This window comes from Mesorhizobium qingshengii (genome assembly GCF_027563465.1).
Classification (GTDB): Bacteria; Pseudomonadota; Alphaproteobacteria; order Rhizobiales; family Rhizobiaceae; genus Mesorhizobium; species Mesorhizobium qingshengii_A.
Genome location: NZ_JAPFQA010000001.1, coordinates 917956 through 933322, shown reverse-complemented (window position 1 = coordinate 933322; position 15367 = coordinate 917956). Strand labels below are relative to the sequence as shown.

Below are 15367 nucleotides of genomic sequence, written 5' to 3'. Positions count from 1 at the left end.
GGTCTCCCCAAGATTTCGTCACATCAATCATTTGCGGCTTGTGTCCAGGCATCCTTCGTGATCGCTCGGGTTGCCTGCGCTGTCGTCATTTGTGCCCCCGGCGAAACACCCGCACGGGCGCGGATGGCGGCGATCGCCCTGGTGAGTTCCGCATTGACCAGCAACGCCTCGCGGCCGGCGGCGATTGTGAGGTCGACCTGTTCGACCGGCAGCTTCAGACGCGTCGGGATCCGGTTCAGCTCGACCTGTGTAGGCTGATCGAGGTCGGCGAACGACAGGTGTTGAACCACGATCTGGACGTCGCGGCAGTTCCAGCCGCCAGCCGAGCCGCGATAGGCAGCCACGGTCGAGGCCGAGAGACCGCAGCGATAGCGCACCAGTTCGCCTTGCCATTGCGAGACGGCGAGCGTCAGCGCATCGAATTCATCGCGCACCGAGGCCGACAGCGTGGTGCCCGTCACCGCGTCCAGCAGCTCGGTAAGCCTCGGCCCGTGGATGGACTTGGCCCAGTCCACGTCATTGTCGCTGCCCGCGTCGGTGACAATGAAGAGCAATGTTTTCAGGCGAACGGCGGCGGCCGGTGACAGCGGGCCATAGGGCGTGCCGGCAGCGGAACGTTCGAGCGTGAAGCCGGTGACGCCAATATTGTCGGTCAAGCCACCGTCGAGCAGTTTCACATAGTCGAGCGGATCGGCGTTCTGATAGGAATCGAGCGCGCTGGCGTAGGCCCGGAGCCTGATCGAGGCGTTCCGATCGGCCAATGCGCGTCCCAGCCATTGCGGTCTCTGGTAGCCGCAATGCGGGCTGGTGGCTGAGACGACGATCGGCGCGAAGACGACAGGAACCGCTGCGGAAGCCGCGACGGCATCGGCGAGCCGCACCTTGTCGAGGTCGCTGCACAGCGCCGCGAAGGTGTCGTAGCTGAACAGGAACGGCGTGCGGTTGTAGATGTCGGACGCATTGATCCAGACGATGGGCCGGTCCGGCTTGCGGAACGCCTGGAATGTCGCGCCATCGAAGAGATGGTCGTTCAGCCATTTGGCAAAGCCGCTGCGGTCGTTGACGCCGCCATTGTAAGCGCGCACGAGATTGAGCGGCGACAGCGATGTCCTGAGATCAGCTTCCGCATCCTGGATCAGGAAGCGCTCGCGAAAATCCTGGTAGCCATCCTTGCCCCTGTAGCCGAAATAGGCGGCGGTGACGGCGCCGCCGGAAGCGCCGGAAATCATCCTGACGTCATCAACCAGCGTGCGCCGACGTGGCTGCTCGTCGATGACGATGTCGTCCAGCGCCCGCAGCACGCCATAGGAAAAGGCAGCGGCCCTTGTGCCGCCACCGGAGAAGGCGAGGCCGACGACGGTCGAGCCATCGTCGCCCGGATCGGGGATGAAGGTCGGCGAAGGGTGGCCTGCCTCTGATGTCAGAACATTGATCGGCCCGACATCGTCGGCGACACAGCCGGCCGCCAGCAGAGAGACCGCGATTGCAAAGGCAAGACGGAAACGCATCGAATACCCCGGGCAGCCCTCACATCCGGCCCGCGCGGAACCTAGCCGCATTGCTCTGCCTTAGGCAACCAGTCGCGCGGCGGTAAATTGCGAGTGTTGGGAACCTAACAGGGTCAGGCCCGTTCTTGTCGGCGAATGAAAATCCCGGGAGATGCGCAAAATGGTGAACAAGGATCAGGTCGCGGGCGTGGCCAAGCAGGTCAAGGGCTCGGTCAAGCAGGCCGCCGGCAAGGCGACCGGCAACAGACAGGCCCAGGTCGAAGGCGCGGCCGACAAGATCGCCGGCAAGGTCCAGAAGGCCTATGGCGACGTGAAGGAAAAGGTCAAGAAGGCGCTCTGAGCCCCATCGAGGACTGCTTTTTTCAAAGGGAAAGGCGGCCGTCAAGGTCGCCTTTTTCATGTGCTCCAGCCCTTGCTGAAAGCATTGGTGAAGGCGACCTCGCCATGGTCACCCGTCGCCTCGCCCAGCGCCACGTCCATGCCGTCGGTGGTCACCCTGGCCACGGCGAACCCACCCATATAGGCAGCCTTCGGCTTGAACAGGTCGAGCCCGTCACGGCGGTAGATCAGCGGCGTGTCGTGCTGGTGGCCGTGGAAGATGCCGGCGATATTGTAACCCTTCAGAACCGCCAGCAGCGCCTGCCGGTCGGCCTCGCTCCACCAGTGCGGCGCGCCGGCGCCGTCATCATCGTAGACCCTTTTGGCGGCATCCCACCGTTCTATCGAGAACTTGTCCCAGCCATAGTGCTGGAACAGGATGACCGGGCGCTCATCCGCCGCATAGGTCGCCAGATCCTGCTTCAGCCACGGCAGGCTCGAGTCGGCGCCATGGCCGGTATCCCCGGCGAAACGATGCATCTGGACGAGATGCAGGCCGCCCCAGTCCCATGAATAGCAGTCGGTGTCGACGTCGTAGTCGGTGGCAGGCACCGGCGGCTTGAAGAACACACCGGCGCGGTGATTGACCTCGACATAGTCGCGCAGTTCACGCCGGTACCAGTCGACATGATGGGGCGGCCCGTTCTGGTCGAGATCATGATTGCCAAGCCCGATATAGACCGGCATGTGCACGCGATCGGGGCCGACGCCTTGCTGATAGCGCTGGCTGAACTGGAGAAGCTGCGTGCCCTCGCTCGGCTGGGTGATCTGGCCGCCACCGTCGTCGGTCATGTCGCCCCCGACGACAAGGCCGAGCGGCGCGCCGATCCGGCTGCCAGCCGAACGCAGGCCCGTGGCGACGCCGCCAATCTCGACCGGCCAATCCTTGTCGCCGAGGCCGTTGAGCGCCGCAACATTGCGCAGCAATGCGGCGTCGGTCTTGCCTTCCTGCTGGCAGTTGGGGCTCAAGCCGCTTGCCATGCGGCAGGCATGGACATCGGCGATAAACAGGAAGGTGGCGTCGATGGGCTGAACGCGCTGCCCGGTCTGACTGAGCGCCGGGCGCGAAAGCGCACCAGTGACGGCGAAACCCGCAGCCTGCGCCAGAAAGCTGCGTCGGGAAAACAATCGAGGCGAACGGCAATCCATCATAACTTGAATTTCAGCATGGAGAGCGGCCAGCCGTCCAGTTCAGCGCACGATATCGCATGAAAGAGCGGCTCGGTCATCGACATCTTACCGGGCGTCTGCCATTCCTGCGGGCACTGACATTCGGGTCCGTGGCAAGGGGAACGCCATGCAAATTGCACCTGTCGGCACGATATTGACGATCCTGTTCATGGCCGGCGCAGCGCACGGCGCCCCGTGCGTCGATGCAAAGTCAGCCAAGAATGGTTTCGTCCTCGCGAGACCCGGTATCCAAAGCGAGTTTCGGCCCGTGGCGGGCGGAATGGTTTCCGTCGCCAACGCATATGAGTCGCAATCGCCACAGAAGCAGTTCCTGTTTGCCGGCCTGATCGAAGTGTTTCGCGACAGTGACACCGGTCGGCTGGCGATGATCCCGTTTTCCGATCTGCGAAAACTGTTTCCGCTGAAGACGGGGGCCAGAAGCACGATAGAATTCGTCGAGCTGTCGCCGAGCAAGCAGCCGAAAGGCACCAAGACGCTGACCTTGGTCGTCAAGGGCAAGGAGACGTTCAGCCTTGGCGACTGCAAGTACAATGTGCTGGCCGTCAATGAGACCTTCAAGAATGGGGCCGGCGAGACGCTGGATGCGTTCACCGCGCTCTATGCACCCGATCTGCAAGCAACGCTCGCCCGGCGTTACGATGAAGGCACCAGCGCGGAATCGGTGAACGGTTACGAGACGATCAAGCCGCTGGCTGAGTAGAGCCTCTATCTGTTTGTTTGAGCATGGTCCTTTCCGAAAACCGGAGCCACTTTTCGGGACCACGCCCTAGGCTTCACCCAGAGCCGCCAGGCAGTCGCGCAGCACGGTGGCGTCCTGCGCGGTCTTGGCCATCGACATGGCGCCGGAATAAGTGGCCACGGCGAGCGCGGCGAAGCGCTGCGGGTCGGTGCCTTGCTCCCTGCCCGCCCGCTGGTCGGCGCTGATCTTGTCGGCGATGGCCTGGCGCCACGCTGAAAAGATGCCGGCAAGGGCGGCACGAAAATCCGGATCGGCCAGCGACAGTTCATGCGCCAGATTGTTGAGCGGGCAGCCGCGCACGAAGCCCTGTTGCTCCAGTTGCGCGGCCACGGCCTCGAACACCGCCCGCACGCCCTCGCGCGCCGAAGCCGCCGCCTGCACCGGCACGATCCATGTCTCCTCGACCGCCGCTGCCACGCGCTCGTCGATCACCGCCAGCGCCAGCGCCTTCTTGGTCGGAAAATGGTGATGCAGCGCTCCGCCGCTGACACCCGCCGCCGCCATCAGATCGCCGAGGCTGGAAGCATGATAGCCGCGCGCCTGAAACGACTCTTCGGCGACATCGAGCACTTTCCTGCGCATGCCTTCGGGATCGTTGACGCGTTTGCGTGCCCGAAGCGCTGGTTGAGCGGCGATCTCTGCTGACATTGCCGAACAATAGCATGTTGACAAAACAGGACAACCGGTCTGTTTATAAACAGGATGATCATCCTGTTTTGGAGACTGTCGATGGACCTACCTGTGAAAGCCACGCTGGAACTCGCTATGCTCGCCTCGCCCGTGGTCGAGCTGAGGCAGTACACATTGAAGCCAGGCAAGCGCGAGACACTCATCGACATCTTCGACAGCAAGCTGATCGAAGGTCAGGAAGAGGCCGGGATGACCATCATCGGCCAGTTCCGGGATCTCGATCGCCCGGACATGTTCGTCTGGCTGCGAGGCTTCGACGGCATGGATGCGCGCAAGGACGCGCTTGCCGCCTTTTACGGCGGGCAGGTCTGGGCGGCGCACAGCAATGCGGCCAACGCAACGATGATCGATTCCGACGATGTGCTGCTGCTGAAGCCTGCGTGGCTGGGTGGCGGCTTCGACCTCTCTGGTGCATCGCGGGCCGGCTTGCCTGCCGGCGAAAAACCAAGCCCGAACAAAGCCATGGCGGGCATCGTTGTCATCCGGATTCATCACCTGCGGCGCGGCGCCGAAATCGGTTTCGCCAGTCGCTTCGAGGTCGAAATGCCGCCGCTGATGACGGCACCCGGTATACGCCACCTCGCCGCCTTCATCACGGAGCATGCCGAAAACAGCTTTCCGCGCCTGCCGATACGGGCGGGCGAGAACGTCTTCATTTCCGTCACCGGCTTCGACAGCGCCGAGGCGCATGCCAGCCATGAAGCCGCCCTCGCCGCCTCGCCGGCATGGGAGGCCTTTTGGCAGGCTGCACGGCCTGACCTGACCAGACCAACGGAGACCTTGCGGCTATCGCCTACATCGCAATCGTTGGTCGGCTGAAACGCCTAGCCTTCAAAGGCTTCGATGACGGCCTTGGCGACAAGGGCCGGATCTTCCCAATGCGGGTTGTGGCCACAGTTCTCGGCTCGGACGAGGACGGCTTCGGGAAGAGCGCGCAGCAATACCTGCTGGTGCGCCTTGCCGAACAGCGGATCGCAAGCGCCGGCGATGATCAGCGTTCGGGCCCGCACCGCTTGTGCCGCACCGGTCAGGTCGGCCAGACGAATTTCCTCCAGGATCGCGCGCCAGCGCGCCGCGGGCATGGCCGAGGCGTCTTTCGCCAGGCCAGCGAGAAAGGCCCGTGGTACGGCAGGCAGGCAGGCATGCCACCAGGCGTAGAACGGATCGGCTGGAGATATCGGGTCGCACAGGGCCTGAACGCCGGCGATCAGCGGATGATCCCGCGCGAAATCGGGCTTCAACGTGCCGGCCATTACCACCAGGCCGCCGATGAGCTCCTTGTGCCGCGCGGCCAAAGCGATAGCCACCATGGCGCCCAGCGAGTGCCCGACGATGACCGGCCGGTCGAGCTGCAGATGCCGGATCAGCCCGGCAAGATCGCCAGCGAAGTCGGCGACGCCACAGCCCTTCCCCGCTTGCGAGGCGCCGTGGCCGCGCAGATCCGGCATGATCAGCCGGCGGCCGGCCAGATGTGGCGCCAGGAGCGAAAAGCTGCGGCTGGTGTCGGTGAAGCCGTGCACCAACAGCAACGCCGGCTCGGCGCCTGCGACCTCGACATAGGCGATGTCGAGGCCGCCAATATTGACGAATTTCTTGCGGCCGGCCCAGGCGTCCTGCTCCGCCCAGGCATCGAGCGCGGCCGGTCTCACAGGCCGAGCTTTTCCTTGACCGCGGCAAGGCCGGGCTCGCCGTCGAATGTTGTGACGCCGGCCAGCCAGGCGTCGAGGCGGGTCTTGTTCAGCGTGATCGCCTTCAGCGCCCCGTCCTCCGGCTTCATGCCGTCATTGATCAGATAGCCCATGCCGACATTCTCGAAATCGATGTCGAAGGCGAGGTTCTGCAAGAGTTTCCCGACGTTCGGACATTGCTGCAGATAGCCCTTGCGCACTTGCGTCGTCACCGTCGCGGCACCGAAGTTCGGACCGAAGAACTTGTCGCCGCCGGTCAGGTACTTGAAGTCGTACATGGTGTTCATCGGATGCGGCGCCCAGCCCTGGAAGACGATGAATTGCTTTTCCTTGATCTCATAGCCGACCTCCGACAGCATGCCGGCTTCGCTCGACTCGACCACGTGCCAGCCGTCGAGGCCGAAGGCAGGGTCGGCGATGGCGTCCATCATCAGCTGGTTGGAGCCGGGCTCGATGCCGTACATCTTCTTGCCGAATTTGTCGGCGAACTTGTGCAGGTCGGAGACGTCCTTGACGCCCGCCTCCCAGACATAGGTCGGCACGGCGAAGGTGTATTTCGCACCTTCGAGATTGAGCCGCACATTCTCGACCGAGCCGTCCTTCTTGTAGGGCTCGTAGTAGGTGACCATTGCCGGATCCCAGTAGCCCAGGAACAGGTCGAGGTCCCGGTTCTTCATGCCCTCATAGATGACGTTGATGCCAAGCACCTCGCTTTGCGGCTGATAGCCGAGCGCTTGCAACAGGACATTGGCCACCCCGGTGGTGAAGGCAAGGTCGTTCCAGCCAGGCTCGGCCATGCGGACTGTCTTGCACTGCTCGGCCTCGGCCGCTTGAGCCGCGTGAGAGGCCATTGCCAGGACAGCGAGACAGACGCCATTTGCAAGGAAGCGGAACATTTCGGTTCTCCTCATTATCGCCAAATTGACCGATTGGTCATTTTATTATCCCATTGGTCAATTGTTGATCTGGATGGACAGAAATGTCAACGTGGATTCGCATGCATGGATCGATCCGGTGAAACTCAAGCGTCTCAGTGACATACGCCGCAAGGAACTGCGGCAGGCTGCCTTCGCGGTGCTGGAGCGCGAAGGCATTGCCGGCGCAACTCTGGAAAAGGTGGCCGCCCAGGCTGGCGCCTCCAAGGGCATCGTGCTGCACTATTTCCGCAACAAGCAGGAATTGTTCGAGCACGCGATGCGGGAGGCCAACGCCGTACTGTGTAACGCGGTGGTCGCTCGGCTCCGCCGGGCGCGGACGCCGATGGAGCGCATGGATGCGGTGATCGAGGGCAATTTCGAGGAGCATCTGTTCCAGCCTCCTCTCTGCCATGCCTGGCTATCGCTCTGCGCCGAGGTGCCGCGTGACGAGAAGCTGGCCCGTATCCAGAAGGTGATCCACGCGCGCATGCGCTCGAACCTGTTGTCCGGCCTGCACGGCCTTGCCTCGCCGAGGGATGCCGACGACATCGCACTTGGCGTCACCGCGCTGATCGATGGGCTTTGGCTGCGGCTCGGCCTGCAGCCGGGCAGCGTCTCGCGCGAACAGGCGATCCTTCAGGTCAAGAACTATGTCGCAGGGCAGTTGGCCACGAAGGAGCCGGTGATCGTCGGCGCGTAATCAGTCTCGGCTGGCTGGCCGGCCGAATTTGATACCGTGTGACAGGTGCCCTATCACGCCGGCCAACCAGTCGCGGGCTTGCGCCGCTCAAGGCCGGACTTCAGATTGCCACCGGCGGCCATATGGTTTTCGAGCAGACGGGCCCATGCCGCCACCGCCGCCGAGCGCGTCAGGTGGGTTTGCGCGAAGCGCTGCGCTTCTCCCGCTATTTCGGCCTCCATCTTCGGATTGGCACGCAACCACTCGATGCGCTCGACCAGATCGGACATGTCGCGTGCCACCGGGACATAGTGACGAAACGGCTCGATACTGTCGAAGAACCACTCCCGCCAGGGCCGGTCCTGCAACAGCACGACGCGTTTCGTGTGCAGCAGCATCTTGAAGCGGCCACTGTAGCCCGCCCCCTCGACATCGATCATATAGCGGTAGGTGGCAATCTGGTCTTCCATCGTCCTGAACGTTGCCGAATACCGATTGATGGCAACGTCGTAGTTTGGCTCGGTGTTGTACGCCTCCAGGAGATCGGGCCGGGCCGATGCAATCTCGACTATCCTTCTGCGGGCGCCGTTCATGCAGCGCCCTGCCCAGAACAGCCTGTTATCGCGCGGCGGCTCTTCCGACGCAGCCGCCATCGCCCGCGTCTTTTGATCGTAGTCGTCGAACTTTGCGTCCGGCCAACCATCGAAAACGAAATCCGGCGCGGCCACTTCGCCATAGCCGTCCGCTTGGGAGAATGCGAAGCGAGTGCGGAAATAGCGATGCCTTCTGCGGGACGGCGTATCGCCTAGGAGCATATGGAACGGCGGTACGCTGCGGACGCCAAGGGACGCCAAAGCCTCGGCAATGAGGGTCAATACTTGTCCATGCCTTTCAAGCCAGGCGGCGCGAGATCGCACCGAGAGCTTTCCGTTGTCGAATCGGCAGTAGATCTCGCCTCGATTAAGCCCGGGCAGCAGGCGCCTCTCGACTTCGACAACATCGACCGGCAAGGGAAGCTTCCGGGTTCCTCTCTCAAGACGTACCATTTTCAACAATGCTCTTGCAGAAAGTATTTCGACCGGAAGGCCGCCTCGACTGACTTAAACTTGCGCGGTCCGTCGATCAAGGCGGCTATCCTGTTCGCGCTCCGGATGCAAGCTGCGTCAACTGACAATTCAACACACCAGACGGCTGGCAAGGACCGAAGTTCATACCGTGGGATAGGTCGATGCCTTGACCACGGCCGTGAATCCGCGGTGCTCTCGAGGTGGCCAAAGCGGTCCCGGAGCGTCCAATGAGACTCAACAACAAACGCGCGCTGATTACCGGCGGGTCGGACGGCATCGGCCTTGCAATCGCCGAAGCTTTCTTGCGTGAGGGCGCCGATATCACGATCGTCGGTCGCGACCCCGGGAAGCTGCAGGCGGCTCATGACAGTCTGACGGGCGCCCGCGCGGATGGCACTGTCGAGACGCTGTCGGCCGATCTGGCCACCGGCATCGGCATCGAGGCCGTCGTCGAGCTGGTGAAAAGATCCGGCCGACCTCTCGACATTCTCGTCAACAATGCGGGGGTGGCTTTCCTGGTGCCATTCGCTGATGTCACCGAGGTTCAGTTCCAGCAATCCTTCGCTCTCAACGTGATGGCGGTGTTCTTCCTCACCCAGGGCCTGATGCCACATCTCGCAACCGGCGCGTCGGTGATCAACATTTCCTCCTATTTCGCCAACAAGATGATCCCAAAGCGGCCGTCGAGCCTCTATTCGCTGTCGAAGGGCGCGTTGAACTCACTGACCAAATCGCTGGCCTTCGAGCTCGGCCCACGTGGCATCCGCGTCAACGCCATAGCGCCTGGCACAGTCGATACCGCCATGCGGCGCAGGACAGTCGACAATCTGCCTGCCGAGGCAAAGGCGGAGCTGAAGGCCTATGTCGAGCGCAGCTATCCGCTGGGCCGCATCGGCCGCCCCGATGACCTCGCCGGCATGGCGGTCCATCTCGCCAGCGATGAGGCCGCGTGGACCAGCGGAGGCATCTTCGCTGTCGATGGCGGCTATACCGCCGGGTGACTGTGCGGATCAGCCCCTTGCGTCCGCCTCGGACAAGCCAAGGCGCTTGACCAGACTTCCCATCCCGCGTCCGGCACCGCTATAGATCCGAGGCGTAGTTCAGACACTCGTGGTGCCATGCCGTCAAACGATCCGCTGATCCTTTTCTACACGACGTTCTTCGGCAAGCCTGTCGACATCGCGTCCATCCATTGTGAAGGGCGGTGGACGCTGGACAAGCGCCGGCTTTCCGAGGCGGCGGCGGTCGTCTTTCATATTCCGGACTTTCGCGAATTCGGCGACGCCTACAAATACCCCGGCCAATATTGGGTGGCCTGGTCGATGGAGAGCCGCCAGAACTACAAACGCGTCACCAATCCGGATGTCATGAGGCATTTCGACATCACGATGACGCACGAAACATGTTCCGATGTTTGGATGCCCTATCTTCCCCGGGCTCGCGGATGGCAAGAGATGGTTGCCAGACCGATCGCCGCGAAGACCGAAGAGGCGCCCGTTGCGCTCTTCCAGTCCGCGCCCGTCAACCGAAGCGGCCGCATTGATTTCACGGCCGAGCTTTCGCGCCACATCAAGATCGACTCCTACGGCCGGCACTTTCACAATCGAGCGATCAGTGGCCCGGATCTTGGCCGGAAAACCAAGATTGAAACCATTGCGCGGCACAGGTTCTGCCTCGCGCTGGAGAACTCGATCGAGCCCGACTACGTCACGGAGAAGATCTACGATGCATTCGACGCCGGCACGATACCGATCTACCTCGGTGCGCCGAACGTGGATGAATTTGTCCCTGCAGATTCTTATATCGACGCCAGCGCCTTCCCCAGCGCCAAGGACCTGGCGGACTATATCCAGCACCTGATCGAAACGCCTGAGGACTACGAGGCCTATTTCGCCTGGCGCTCGAAGCCGCTGCCCGACAGCATCGTGAAACGTCTGCCGGGACTGGAAACCCCTACCTTCTGCCGATTGATGAACCTTGTGCGTCAACGCCTGGAAGAGCGCCCGCATCCGCCATCCGGACGGCCAACGCTTCCATTTGGCCGCGTCTCCTTCCTGCGCACGCGGTTGCGCCGCTGGAAGAAAAAGATCCCGAGCTGACGACCTCGCCTGCATATCTGTCCATCTGGCAGCGATGAGGCCGCGCGGACCAGTGGCTGCATCGTCGCCATCGACGGCGGCTACACGGCGGGGTGAACCGTCCGGCCGCTAGGCGCCGGCAATTTCAGTGGTGGCGCTTTCCACAAATCCAAGAGCGCCGACCGCCTCCAGGATCTGATTGCGAACCCAGCGATGAGGTGGCTCGTCGTCGTGGCGCGCGTGCCAGTACATCCTGATTTCAGGAACAGCAATTGGAAGCGGCGGTTCAAAGATGACGAGCGGAAGGGTCCTCGCGGCCCAAACGGCGAACTGCCTGGGAACCGCGGCGAGGTAGTTTCCGTTTGCCACCGCCAACGCGACAGCCTGAAAGTGCGGCAGTGCCAGGCTTACCCGACGCGTTCGCCCGAGCTTGCCGAGCGCCTCGTCGGTGGAACCCGACATCGAGCCGTCGATGGAACGAAGAACGTGGGGCAGTTCGCAGAAAAGCTCGATCGGCAGAGGCTCGCCGTCCGCGATCCCCGCCTGTCTGATCGCAGCATTGTCGCCCGCGGCGATGATGACGAATGGTGAATGGAACAGAGGCGTGCTGGAGACCCAGTCGGAGACCTCCAGCGGACGCTCGAGCGCGGCGTCGATTTCGTCCTCCTGGAGCAGCCGCGAAACGTCGCCGCGCGCGCTGTCGAGAAACCGCAACGACACACGCGGCGCGGTACCCGCGATGCGCGCCGCCAGCGTTGGCATCAGCAGCATGGAAAAGAAATCCGCCCCCATCAGCGTGAAGGTTCGCTCGAGTCCCGCCGGTTCGAAGTTCTTCGTGGACTGGAAGACACGTTCGATTTCCCTAAGTGCCACGCGCAACGGCTCCGCCAGGCTCTCGGCGCGCGGCGTCGGCATCATCTCGTTGCCGTGCCGCACGAACAGCTGGTCGTTGAGGGCATGCCGCAAGCGATTGAGCGCGGCGCTGACGGCAGGCTGGCTGAGGCCGATCTGCTCGCCGGCACGCGTAACGCTTCTTTCCCGCAAGAGGGCGTCGAACACCCTGACGAGATTGAGGTCGAGCGCATTCAAATTCATCGCATCAATTCGCCCCATACGATCATTCGATTTCCGCCGCGGCATGTCCTTGGGTAGGTCGTCACCGGCGCCGCCCAGCCGGCACAGGCAACAATAGGAGCATAGACCCATGACAATGACCCCTGGGACGATCACAGGCAAGGAACTCTTCTGGTTCAACAACACGCTCGTCGCGATCCACATCCCATCGGCCGCGGGAGAGGACGGCATCTGCGTCGTCGAACATCGCATGCCGTATGGCGACTCTCCGCCGCTGCATGTGCATCGCCGCGAAGACGAAGTGTTTCACGTCCTGGAGGGGAGATTGCGCTTTCAGATCGGCGGCCACGAACGCATCGCAGACGCCGGCGAAACCGTCATCGCGCCGAAAGGCCTGCCGCACACTTTCCGGGTCGAGTCGCGCGAAGGAGCGAGTACCCTGACCATCACGCGCGGTGCGGATTTCGAAACGCTGCTGCGCCAGGCGGGCCGCCCCGCCGAACAGCCGGAACTGCCGCCGCAAATGGAACCGACGCCGGAAATCATCGCGACACTGGTGCAGCTCTGCGCAAAAAATGGCATCGACGTTGTTGGTCCGCCGCTAGCCTGACTGGTCGTTCAGGACATTCACCTCGGCAAATCGACACGCGCCTTCCCTTCTCCCTCATGGGAGAAGGTGGAGGCGTTGCTTCAACCGATTCGCATCCGGGCTACCCGCAATCTCCGCTTGAAGGCCATTGTGCAACGCGATACGCCGTTGCCGACTTCGACAAGGAGAAAGCCGTGAGCACGCCAAAGACCAGAACCGAAACCGACACATTCGGTCCCATCGCGGTCGCAGCCGACCGCTATTGGGGCGCGCAAGCGCAACGCTCCCTCGGCAACTTCAAGATCGGTTGGGAAAAGCAGCCGGCTTCGATCGTGCGCGCGCTTGGCATCGTCAAGCGCGCGGCGGCGGAAGCCAACATGGAGCTGAACCGGCTCGACCCGGCGATCGGCAAGGCGATCGTCGAGGCGGCGCAGGAAGTGATCGACGGCAAGCTCAACGAGCATTTCCCGCTGGTGGTCTGGCAGACCGGCTCGGGCACGCAGTCCAACATGAACGCCAACGAGGTGATCTCCAACCGGGCGATCGAGATGCTGGGCGGCGTCATGGGAACGAAGAAGCCCGTGCATCCCAACGACCACGTCAATATGAGCCAGTCGTCGAACGATACTTATCCGACGGCCATGCACATCGCCTGCGCCGAGCGCATCGTGCACGACCTCTTGCCGGCGCTCAAGCATCTGCATGCGGCCTTGGAAGCCAAGACCAAGGCGTTCGCCCACATCATCAAGATCGGCCGCACGCACACGCAGGATGCCACCCCCCTCACCCTGGGCCAGGAATTTTCGGGCTATGCCGCGCAGGTCGCCTCATCGATCAAGCGCATCGAGATGACACTGCCCGGCCTGCAGGAACTGGCGCAGGGCGGCACCGCCGTCGGCACCGGCCTCAATGCGCCCGTCGGCTTCGCCGAAAGGGTGGCTGACCGCATCGCCGCCATTACCGGCATCGCCTTCGTCACGGCGCCGAACAAGTTCGAGGCGCTGGCAGCCCACGATTCGATGGTGTTCTCGCATGGCGCCATCAACGCGGCGGCCGCGGCGCTCTTCAAGATCGCCAACGACATCCGCTTCCTCGGCTCCGGCCCGCGCTCGGGCCTCGGCGAATTGTCGCTGCCGGAGAACGAGCCGGGCTCGTCGATCATGCCGGGCAAGGTCAATCCGACCCAGTGCGAGGCGATGACCCAGGTCTGCGTGCAGGTGTTCGGCAACAATACAGCACTCACCTTCGCCGGCAGCCAGGGCCATTTCGAGCTCAACGTCTACAACCCGCTGATGGCCTACAATTTCCTGCAGTCAGTGCAGTTGCTCTCCGACGCTTCGGTCTCCTTCACCGACAACTGCGTCGTCGGCATCGAGGCGCGTGAGGACAACATCAAGGCGGCGCTCGACCGCTCGCTGATGCTGGTGACGGCCCTCGCCCCGACCATCGGCTACGACAACGCCGCCAAGATCGCCAAGACCGCGCACAAGAACGGCACCACGTTGCGCGAGGAAGCGCTGGCCACCGGGCTGGTCAGCGAAGCCGACTACGACCGGCTGGTGCGGCCGGAGGACATGACGCACCCGGGATGATCGCACGAGCGCTGATTGCGGTGAACGATGTGTCGCCGCATTCGCGTCTTTGGTGAACAGTCGACATGGGCTATCTGCAGGGCATCAACCCATTCGGAGTACCACCATGTCCCTCAACACTTCCGTCGCCGGTTCCGGCACCGCTTCCAATGCCTCGGCCACGATCCTGGTCGGCCGGGTGCTCCTGTCGATCCTTTTCATCCTGTCGGGCTTCGCCAAGCTGACCGCGATCTCGGCCACCGCCCAGTGGTTCGGCAGCATCGGGCTGCCGCTGCCGACGGCGGCTGCCGTTGGCTCCGGCCTGCTTGAATTCTTCGGCGGCCTCGCCATCCTTGTCGGCTTCCAGACCCGCATCGTGGCGATCGTACTCGCCATCTTCACGCTGGCCGCCACGGCCGTCGCGCACCTCAACTTCGCCGACCAGATGCAGATGCTGATGCTGCAGAAGAACCTCGGCCTCACCGGCGGCTTCCTGCTCCTGGCAGCGCTTGGCGCCGGCGCCTATTCGGTCGACGCCAAGCGCGGCTGAACAACACCTTCAAATACCTGAAACAAAAAGCGGCGCGGAATTTTCCGCGCCGCTTTTTCGTTGTCGATGCACAGGCCCACACGTCTCGATCCGCCGGCGGGATTTGCGACTGCATTGCTGGTAAGATCAAGGCGTCGAGGTTGAGCGGTCGGCCAATCGGCCCTGCCTGATCGACAACGGAGGTGACAAGCATGCCCCGCAACGCGCTGCTTCTGCTTTCCCGGCTGCTGCTCGCCGCCCTTTTCGTGCCTTCCGGTTTCCAGGCGCTTTCCGACATTGCCGGCACGACGGGTTATTTCGCCGGCCTCGGTCTGCCGCTGCCGACGCTCGCCGCCTGGGGCACGGGCTTGTTCGAGCTGATCGCCGGGCTGCTCGTCCTGGTCGGTTTCCAGACCCGGATCGTGGCGTTGCTGCTTGCTGCCTTCTCTATCATCGCCGGTTTCATCGGCCACTATGGCCAGGGTGGCGATGACGCGATGCTCGCCTTCCTGCATTCGCAGATGCTGATGAAGGACATCGCCATATCAGGCGGTTTCCTGGCGCTGGCTATGGCCGGCGCCGGCGCCTGGTCGGCCGACGGGCGCGCTTCGTCTATCTCCTTGTCTTGAAGCAATTCCGGACGGAAAACCGTTTCACACTTTTCCTGGA

17 protein-coding genes are annotated in these 15367 nt (G+C 62.9%); 10 read left to right on the top strand and 7 right to left on the bottom strand.

The window, feature by feature from the left end; genetic code table 11:
* Window positions 1-23 precede the first annotated feature (23 nt).
* Window positions 24-1508 carry a patatin-like phospholipase family protein gene (locus tag OOJ09_RS04415; protein WP_269904001.1) on the bottom strand — a complete coding sequence of 495 codons (1485 nt, stop codon included), beginning with the start codon at window positions 1506-1508 and terminating at the stop codon, window positions 24-26.
* A 151-nt stretch (window positions 1509-1659) separates the two neighbouring features.
* Between OOJ09_RS04415 and OOJ09_RS04410 the strand changes: the two genes are divergently transcribed.
* Window positions 1660-1848 (top strand): CsbD family protein, encoded by a 189-nt coding sequence (locus tag OOJ09_RS04410; RefSeq protein ID WP_269904000.1) that lies wholly within the window; start codon window positions 1660-1662, stop codon window positions 1846-1848.
* A 56-nt stretch (window positions 1849-1904) separates the two neighbouring features.
* Here the strand turns inward: OOJ09_RS04410 and OOJ09_RS04405 are convergent, their stop codons facing one another.
* Window positions 1905-3038, bottom strand: a complete 1134-nt coding sequence (locus OOJ09_RS04405; protein WP_269903999.1) for a metallophosphoesterase — start codon at window positions 3036-3038, stop codon at window positions 1905-1907.
* 145 nt (window positions 3039-3183) lie between these two features.
* Between OOJ09_RS04405 and OOJ09_RS04400 the strand changes: the two genes are divergently transcribed.
* Window positions 3184-3777 carry a hypothetical protein gene (locus OOJ09_RS04400; protein ID WP_269903998.1) on the top strand — a complete coding sequence of 198 codons (594 nt, stop codon included), beginning with the start codon at window positions 3184-3186 and terminating at the stop codon, window positions 3775-3777.
* Between the two features lie 66 nt (window positions 3778-3843).
* Here the strand turns inward: OOJ09_RS04400 and OOJ09_RS04395 are convergent, their stop codons facing one another.
* Complete coding sequence (locus OOJ09_RS04395) at window positions 3844-4398, bottom strand: TetR/AcrR family transcriptional regulator (RefSeq protein WP_269904067.1); 555 nt, start codon at window positions 4396-4398, stop codon at window positions 3844-3846.
* A 147-nt stretch (window positions 4399-4545) separates the two neighbouring features.
* Here OOJ09_RS04395 and OOJ09_RS04390 point away from each other — a divergent pair, with 147 nt between their 5' ends.
* Window positions 4546-5325, top strand: coding sequence for an NIPSNAP family protein (locus tag OOJ09_RS04390; protein WP_269903997.1), 780 nt, complete (start codon window positions 4546-4548; stop codon window positions 5323-5325).
* 5 nt (window positions 5326-5330) lie between these two features.
* Here OOJ09_RS04390 and OOJ09_RS04385 read toward each other — a convergent pair whose 3' ends face one another.
* Window positions 5331-6155 carry an alpha/beta fold hydrolase gene (locus OOJ09_RS04385; RefSeq protein ID WP_269903996.1) on the bottom strand — a complete coding sequence of 275 codons (825 nt, stop codon included), beginning with the start codon at window positions 6153-6155 and terminating at the stop codon, window positions 5331-5333.
* Window positions 6152-7090, bottom strand: coding sequence for a choline ABC transporter substrate-binding protein (gene choX / locus OOJ09_RS04380; RefSeq protein ID WP_269903995.1), 939 nt, complete (start codon window positions 7088-7090; stop codon window positions 6152-6154). The genes OOJ09_RS04385 and choX overlap by 4 nt, the downstream gene beginning before the upstream one ends.
* 91 nt (window positions 7091-7181) lie before the next feature.
* Between choX and betI the strand changes: the two genes are divergently transcribed.
* Window positions 7182-7811, top strand: a complete 630-nt coding sequence (gene betI / locus OOJ09_RS04375; RefSeq protein WP_269903994.1) for a choline-responsive transcriptional repressor BetI — start codon at window positions 7182-7184, stop codon at window positions 7809-7811.
* Window positions 7812-7864: 53 nt separating this feature from the next.
* Here the strand turns inward: betI and OOJ09_RS04370 are convergent, their stop codons facing one another.
* A complete protein-coding gene (locus tag OOJ09_RS04370) occupies window positions 7865-8800 on the bottom strand; it encodes a glycosyl transferase family 90 (RefSeq protein WP_269903993.1) in 936 nt (311 codons plus the stop codon).
* A 284-nt stretch (window positions 8801-9084) separates the two neighbouring features.
* On the opposite strand from OOJ09_RS04370, the gene OOJ09_RS04365 reads away from it, so the two are divergent.
* Together OOJ09_RS04365 and OOJ09_RS04360 are read left to right on the top strand one after the other, a co-directional pair.
* The gene (locus OOJ09_RS04365) at window positions 9085-9858 is read left to right on the top strand and encodes an SDR family NAD(P)-dependent oxidoreductase (protein ID WP_269903992.1); all 774 of its coding nucleotides are present in this window, start codon (window positions 9085-9087) and stop codon (window positions 9856-9858) included.
* A gap of 117 nt (window positions 9859-9975) precedes the next feature.
* A complete protein-coding gene (locus OOJ09_RS04360) occupies window positions 9976-10956 on the top strand; it encodes a glycosyltransferase family 10 domain-containing protein (protein WP_269903991.1) in 981 nt (326 codons plus the stop codon).
* 108 nt (window positions 10957-11064) lie between these two features.
* On the opposite strand, the gene OOJ09_RS04355 is transcribed toward OOJ09_RS04360, so the two are convergent.
* Complete coding sequence (locus OOJ09_RS04355; RefSeq protein ID WP_269904066.1) at window positions 11065-12165, bottom strand: LysR family transcriptional regulator; 1101 nt, start codon at window positions 12163-12165, stop codon at window positions 11065-11067.
* Here OOJ09_RS04355 and OOJ09_RS04350 point away from each other — a divergent pair.
* From OOJ09_RS04350 to OOJ09_RS04335, 4 genes are all read left to right on the top strand, one after another.
* Window positions 12146-12619, top strand: coding sequence for a cupin domain-containing protein (locus OOJ09_RS04350; protein WP_333474459.1), 474 nt, complete (start codon window positions 12146-12148; stop codon window positions 12617-12619). The genes OOJ09_RS04355 and OOJ09_RS04350 overlap by 20 nt on opposite strands.
* Window positions 12620-12792: 173 nt before the next feature.
* A complete protein-coding gene (gene fumC / locus OOJ09_RS04345) occupies window positions 12793-14190 on the top strand; it encodes a class II fumarate hydratase (protein WP_269903989.1) in 1398 nt (465 codons plus the stop codon).
* Window positions 14191-14296: 106 nt separating this feature from the next.
* A complete protein-coding gene (locus tag OOJ09_RS04340; protein ID WP_269903988.1) occupies window positions 14297-14719 on the top strand; it encodes a DoxX family protein in 423 nt (140 codons plus the stop codon).
* Between the two features lie 191 nt (window positions 14720-14910).
* Window positions 14911-15327: a DoxX family protein gene (locus OOJ09_RS04335; RefSeq protein WP_269903987.1), complete on the top strand. Its 417-nt coding sequence runs from the start codon at window positions 14911-14913 to the stop codon at window positions 15325-15327.
* Window positions 15328-15367: the final 40 nt, after the last annotated feature.

Bases quoted from the DNA above. Each gene is read 5' to 3' on its own strand.
- OOJ09_RS04415 (WP_269904001.1), bottom strand. From the start codon at position 1,508: ATGCGTTTCCGTCTTGCCTTTGCAATCGCGGTCTCTCTGCTGGCGGCC.
- OOJ09_RS04410 (WP_269904000.1), top strand. From the start codon at position 1,660: ATGCGCAAAATGGTGAACAAGGATCAGGTCGCGGGCGTGGCCAAGCAG.
- OOJ09_RS04405 (WP_269903999.1), bottom strand. From the start codon at position 3,038: ATGATGGATTGCCGTTCGCCTCGATTGTTTTCCCGACGCAGCTTTCTG.
- OOJ09_RS04400 (WP_269903998.1), top strand. From the start codon at position 3,184: ATGCAAATTGCACCTGTCGGCACGATATTGACGATCCTGTTCATGGCC.
- OOJ09_RS04395 (WP_269904067.1), bottom strand. From the start codon at position 4,398: ATGCGCAGGAAAGTGCTCGATGTCGCCGAAGAGTCGTTTCAGGCGCGC.
- OOJ09_RS04390 (WP_269903997.1), top strand. From the start codon at position 4,546: ATGGACCTACCTGTGAAAGCCACGCTGGAACTCGCTATGCTCGCCTCG.
- choX (WP_269903995.1), bottom strand. From the start codon at position 7,090: ATGTTCCGCTTCCTTGCAAATGGCGTCTGTCTCGCTGTCCTGGCAATG.
- OOJ09_RS04365 (WP_269903992.1), top strand. From the start codon at position 9,085: ATGAGACTCAACAACAAACGCGCGCTGATTACCGGCGGGTCGGACGGC.
- OOJ09_RS04360 (WP_269903991.1), top strand. From the start codon at position 9,976: ATGCCGTCAAACGATCCGCTGATCCTTTTCTACACGACGTTCTTCGGC.
- OOJ09_RS04350 (WP_333474459.1), top strand. From the start codon at position 12,146: ATGACCCCTGGGACGATCACAGGCAAGGAACTCTTCTGGTTCAACAAC.
- OOJ09_RS04340 (WP_269903988.1), top strand. From the start codon at position 14,297: ATGTCCCTCAACACTTCCGTCGCCGGTTCCGGCACCGCTTCCAATGCC.
- OOJ09_RS04335 (WP_269903987.1), top strand. From the start codon at position 14,911: ATGCCCCGCAACGCGCTGCTTCTGCTTTCCCGGCTGCTGCTCGCCGCC.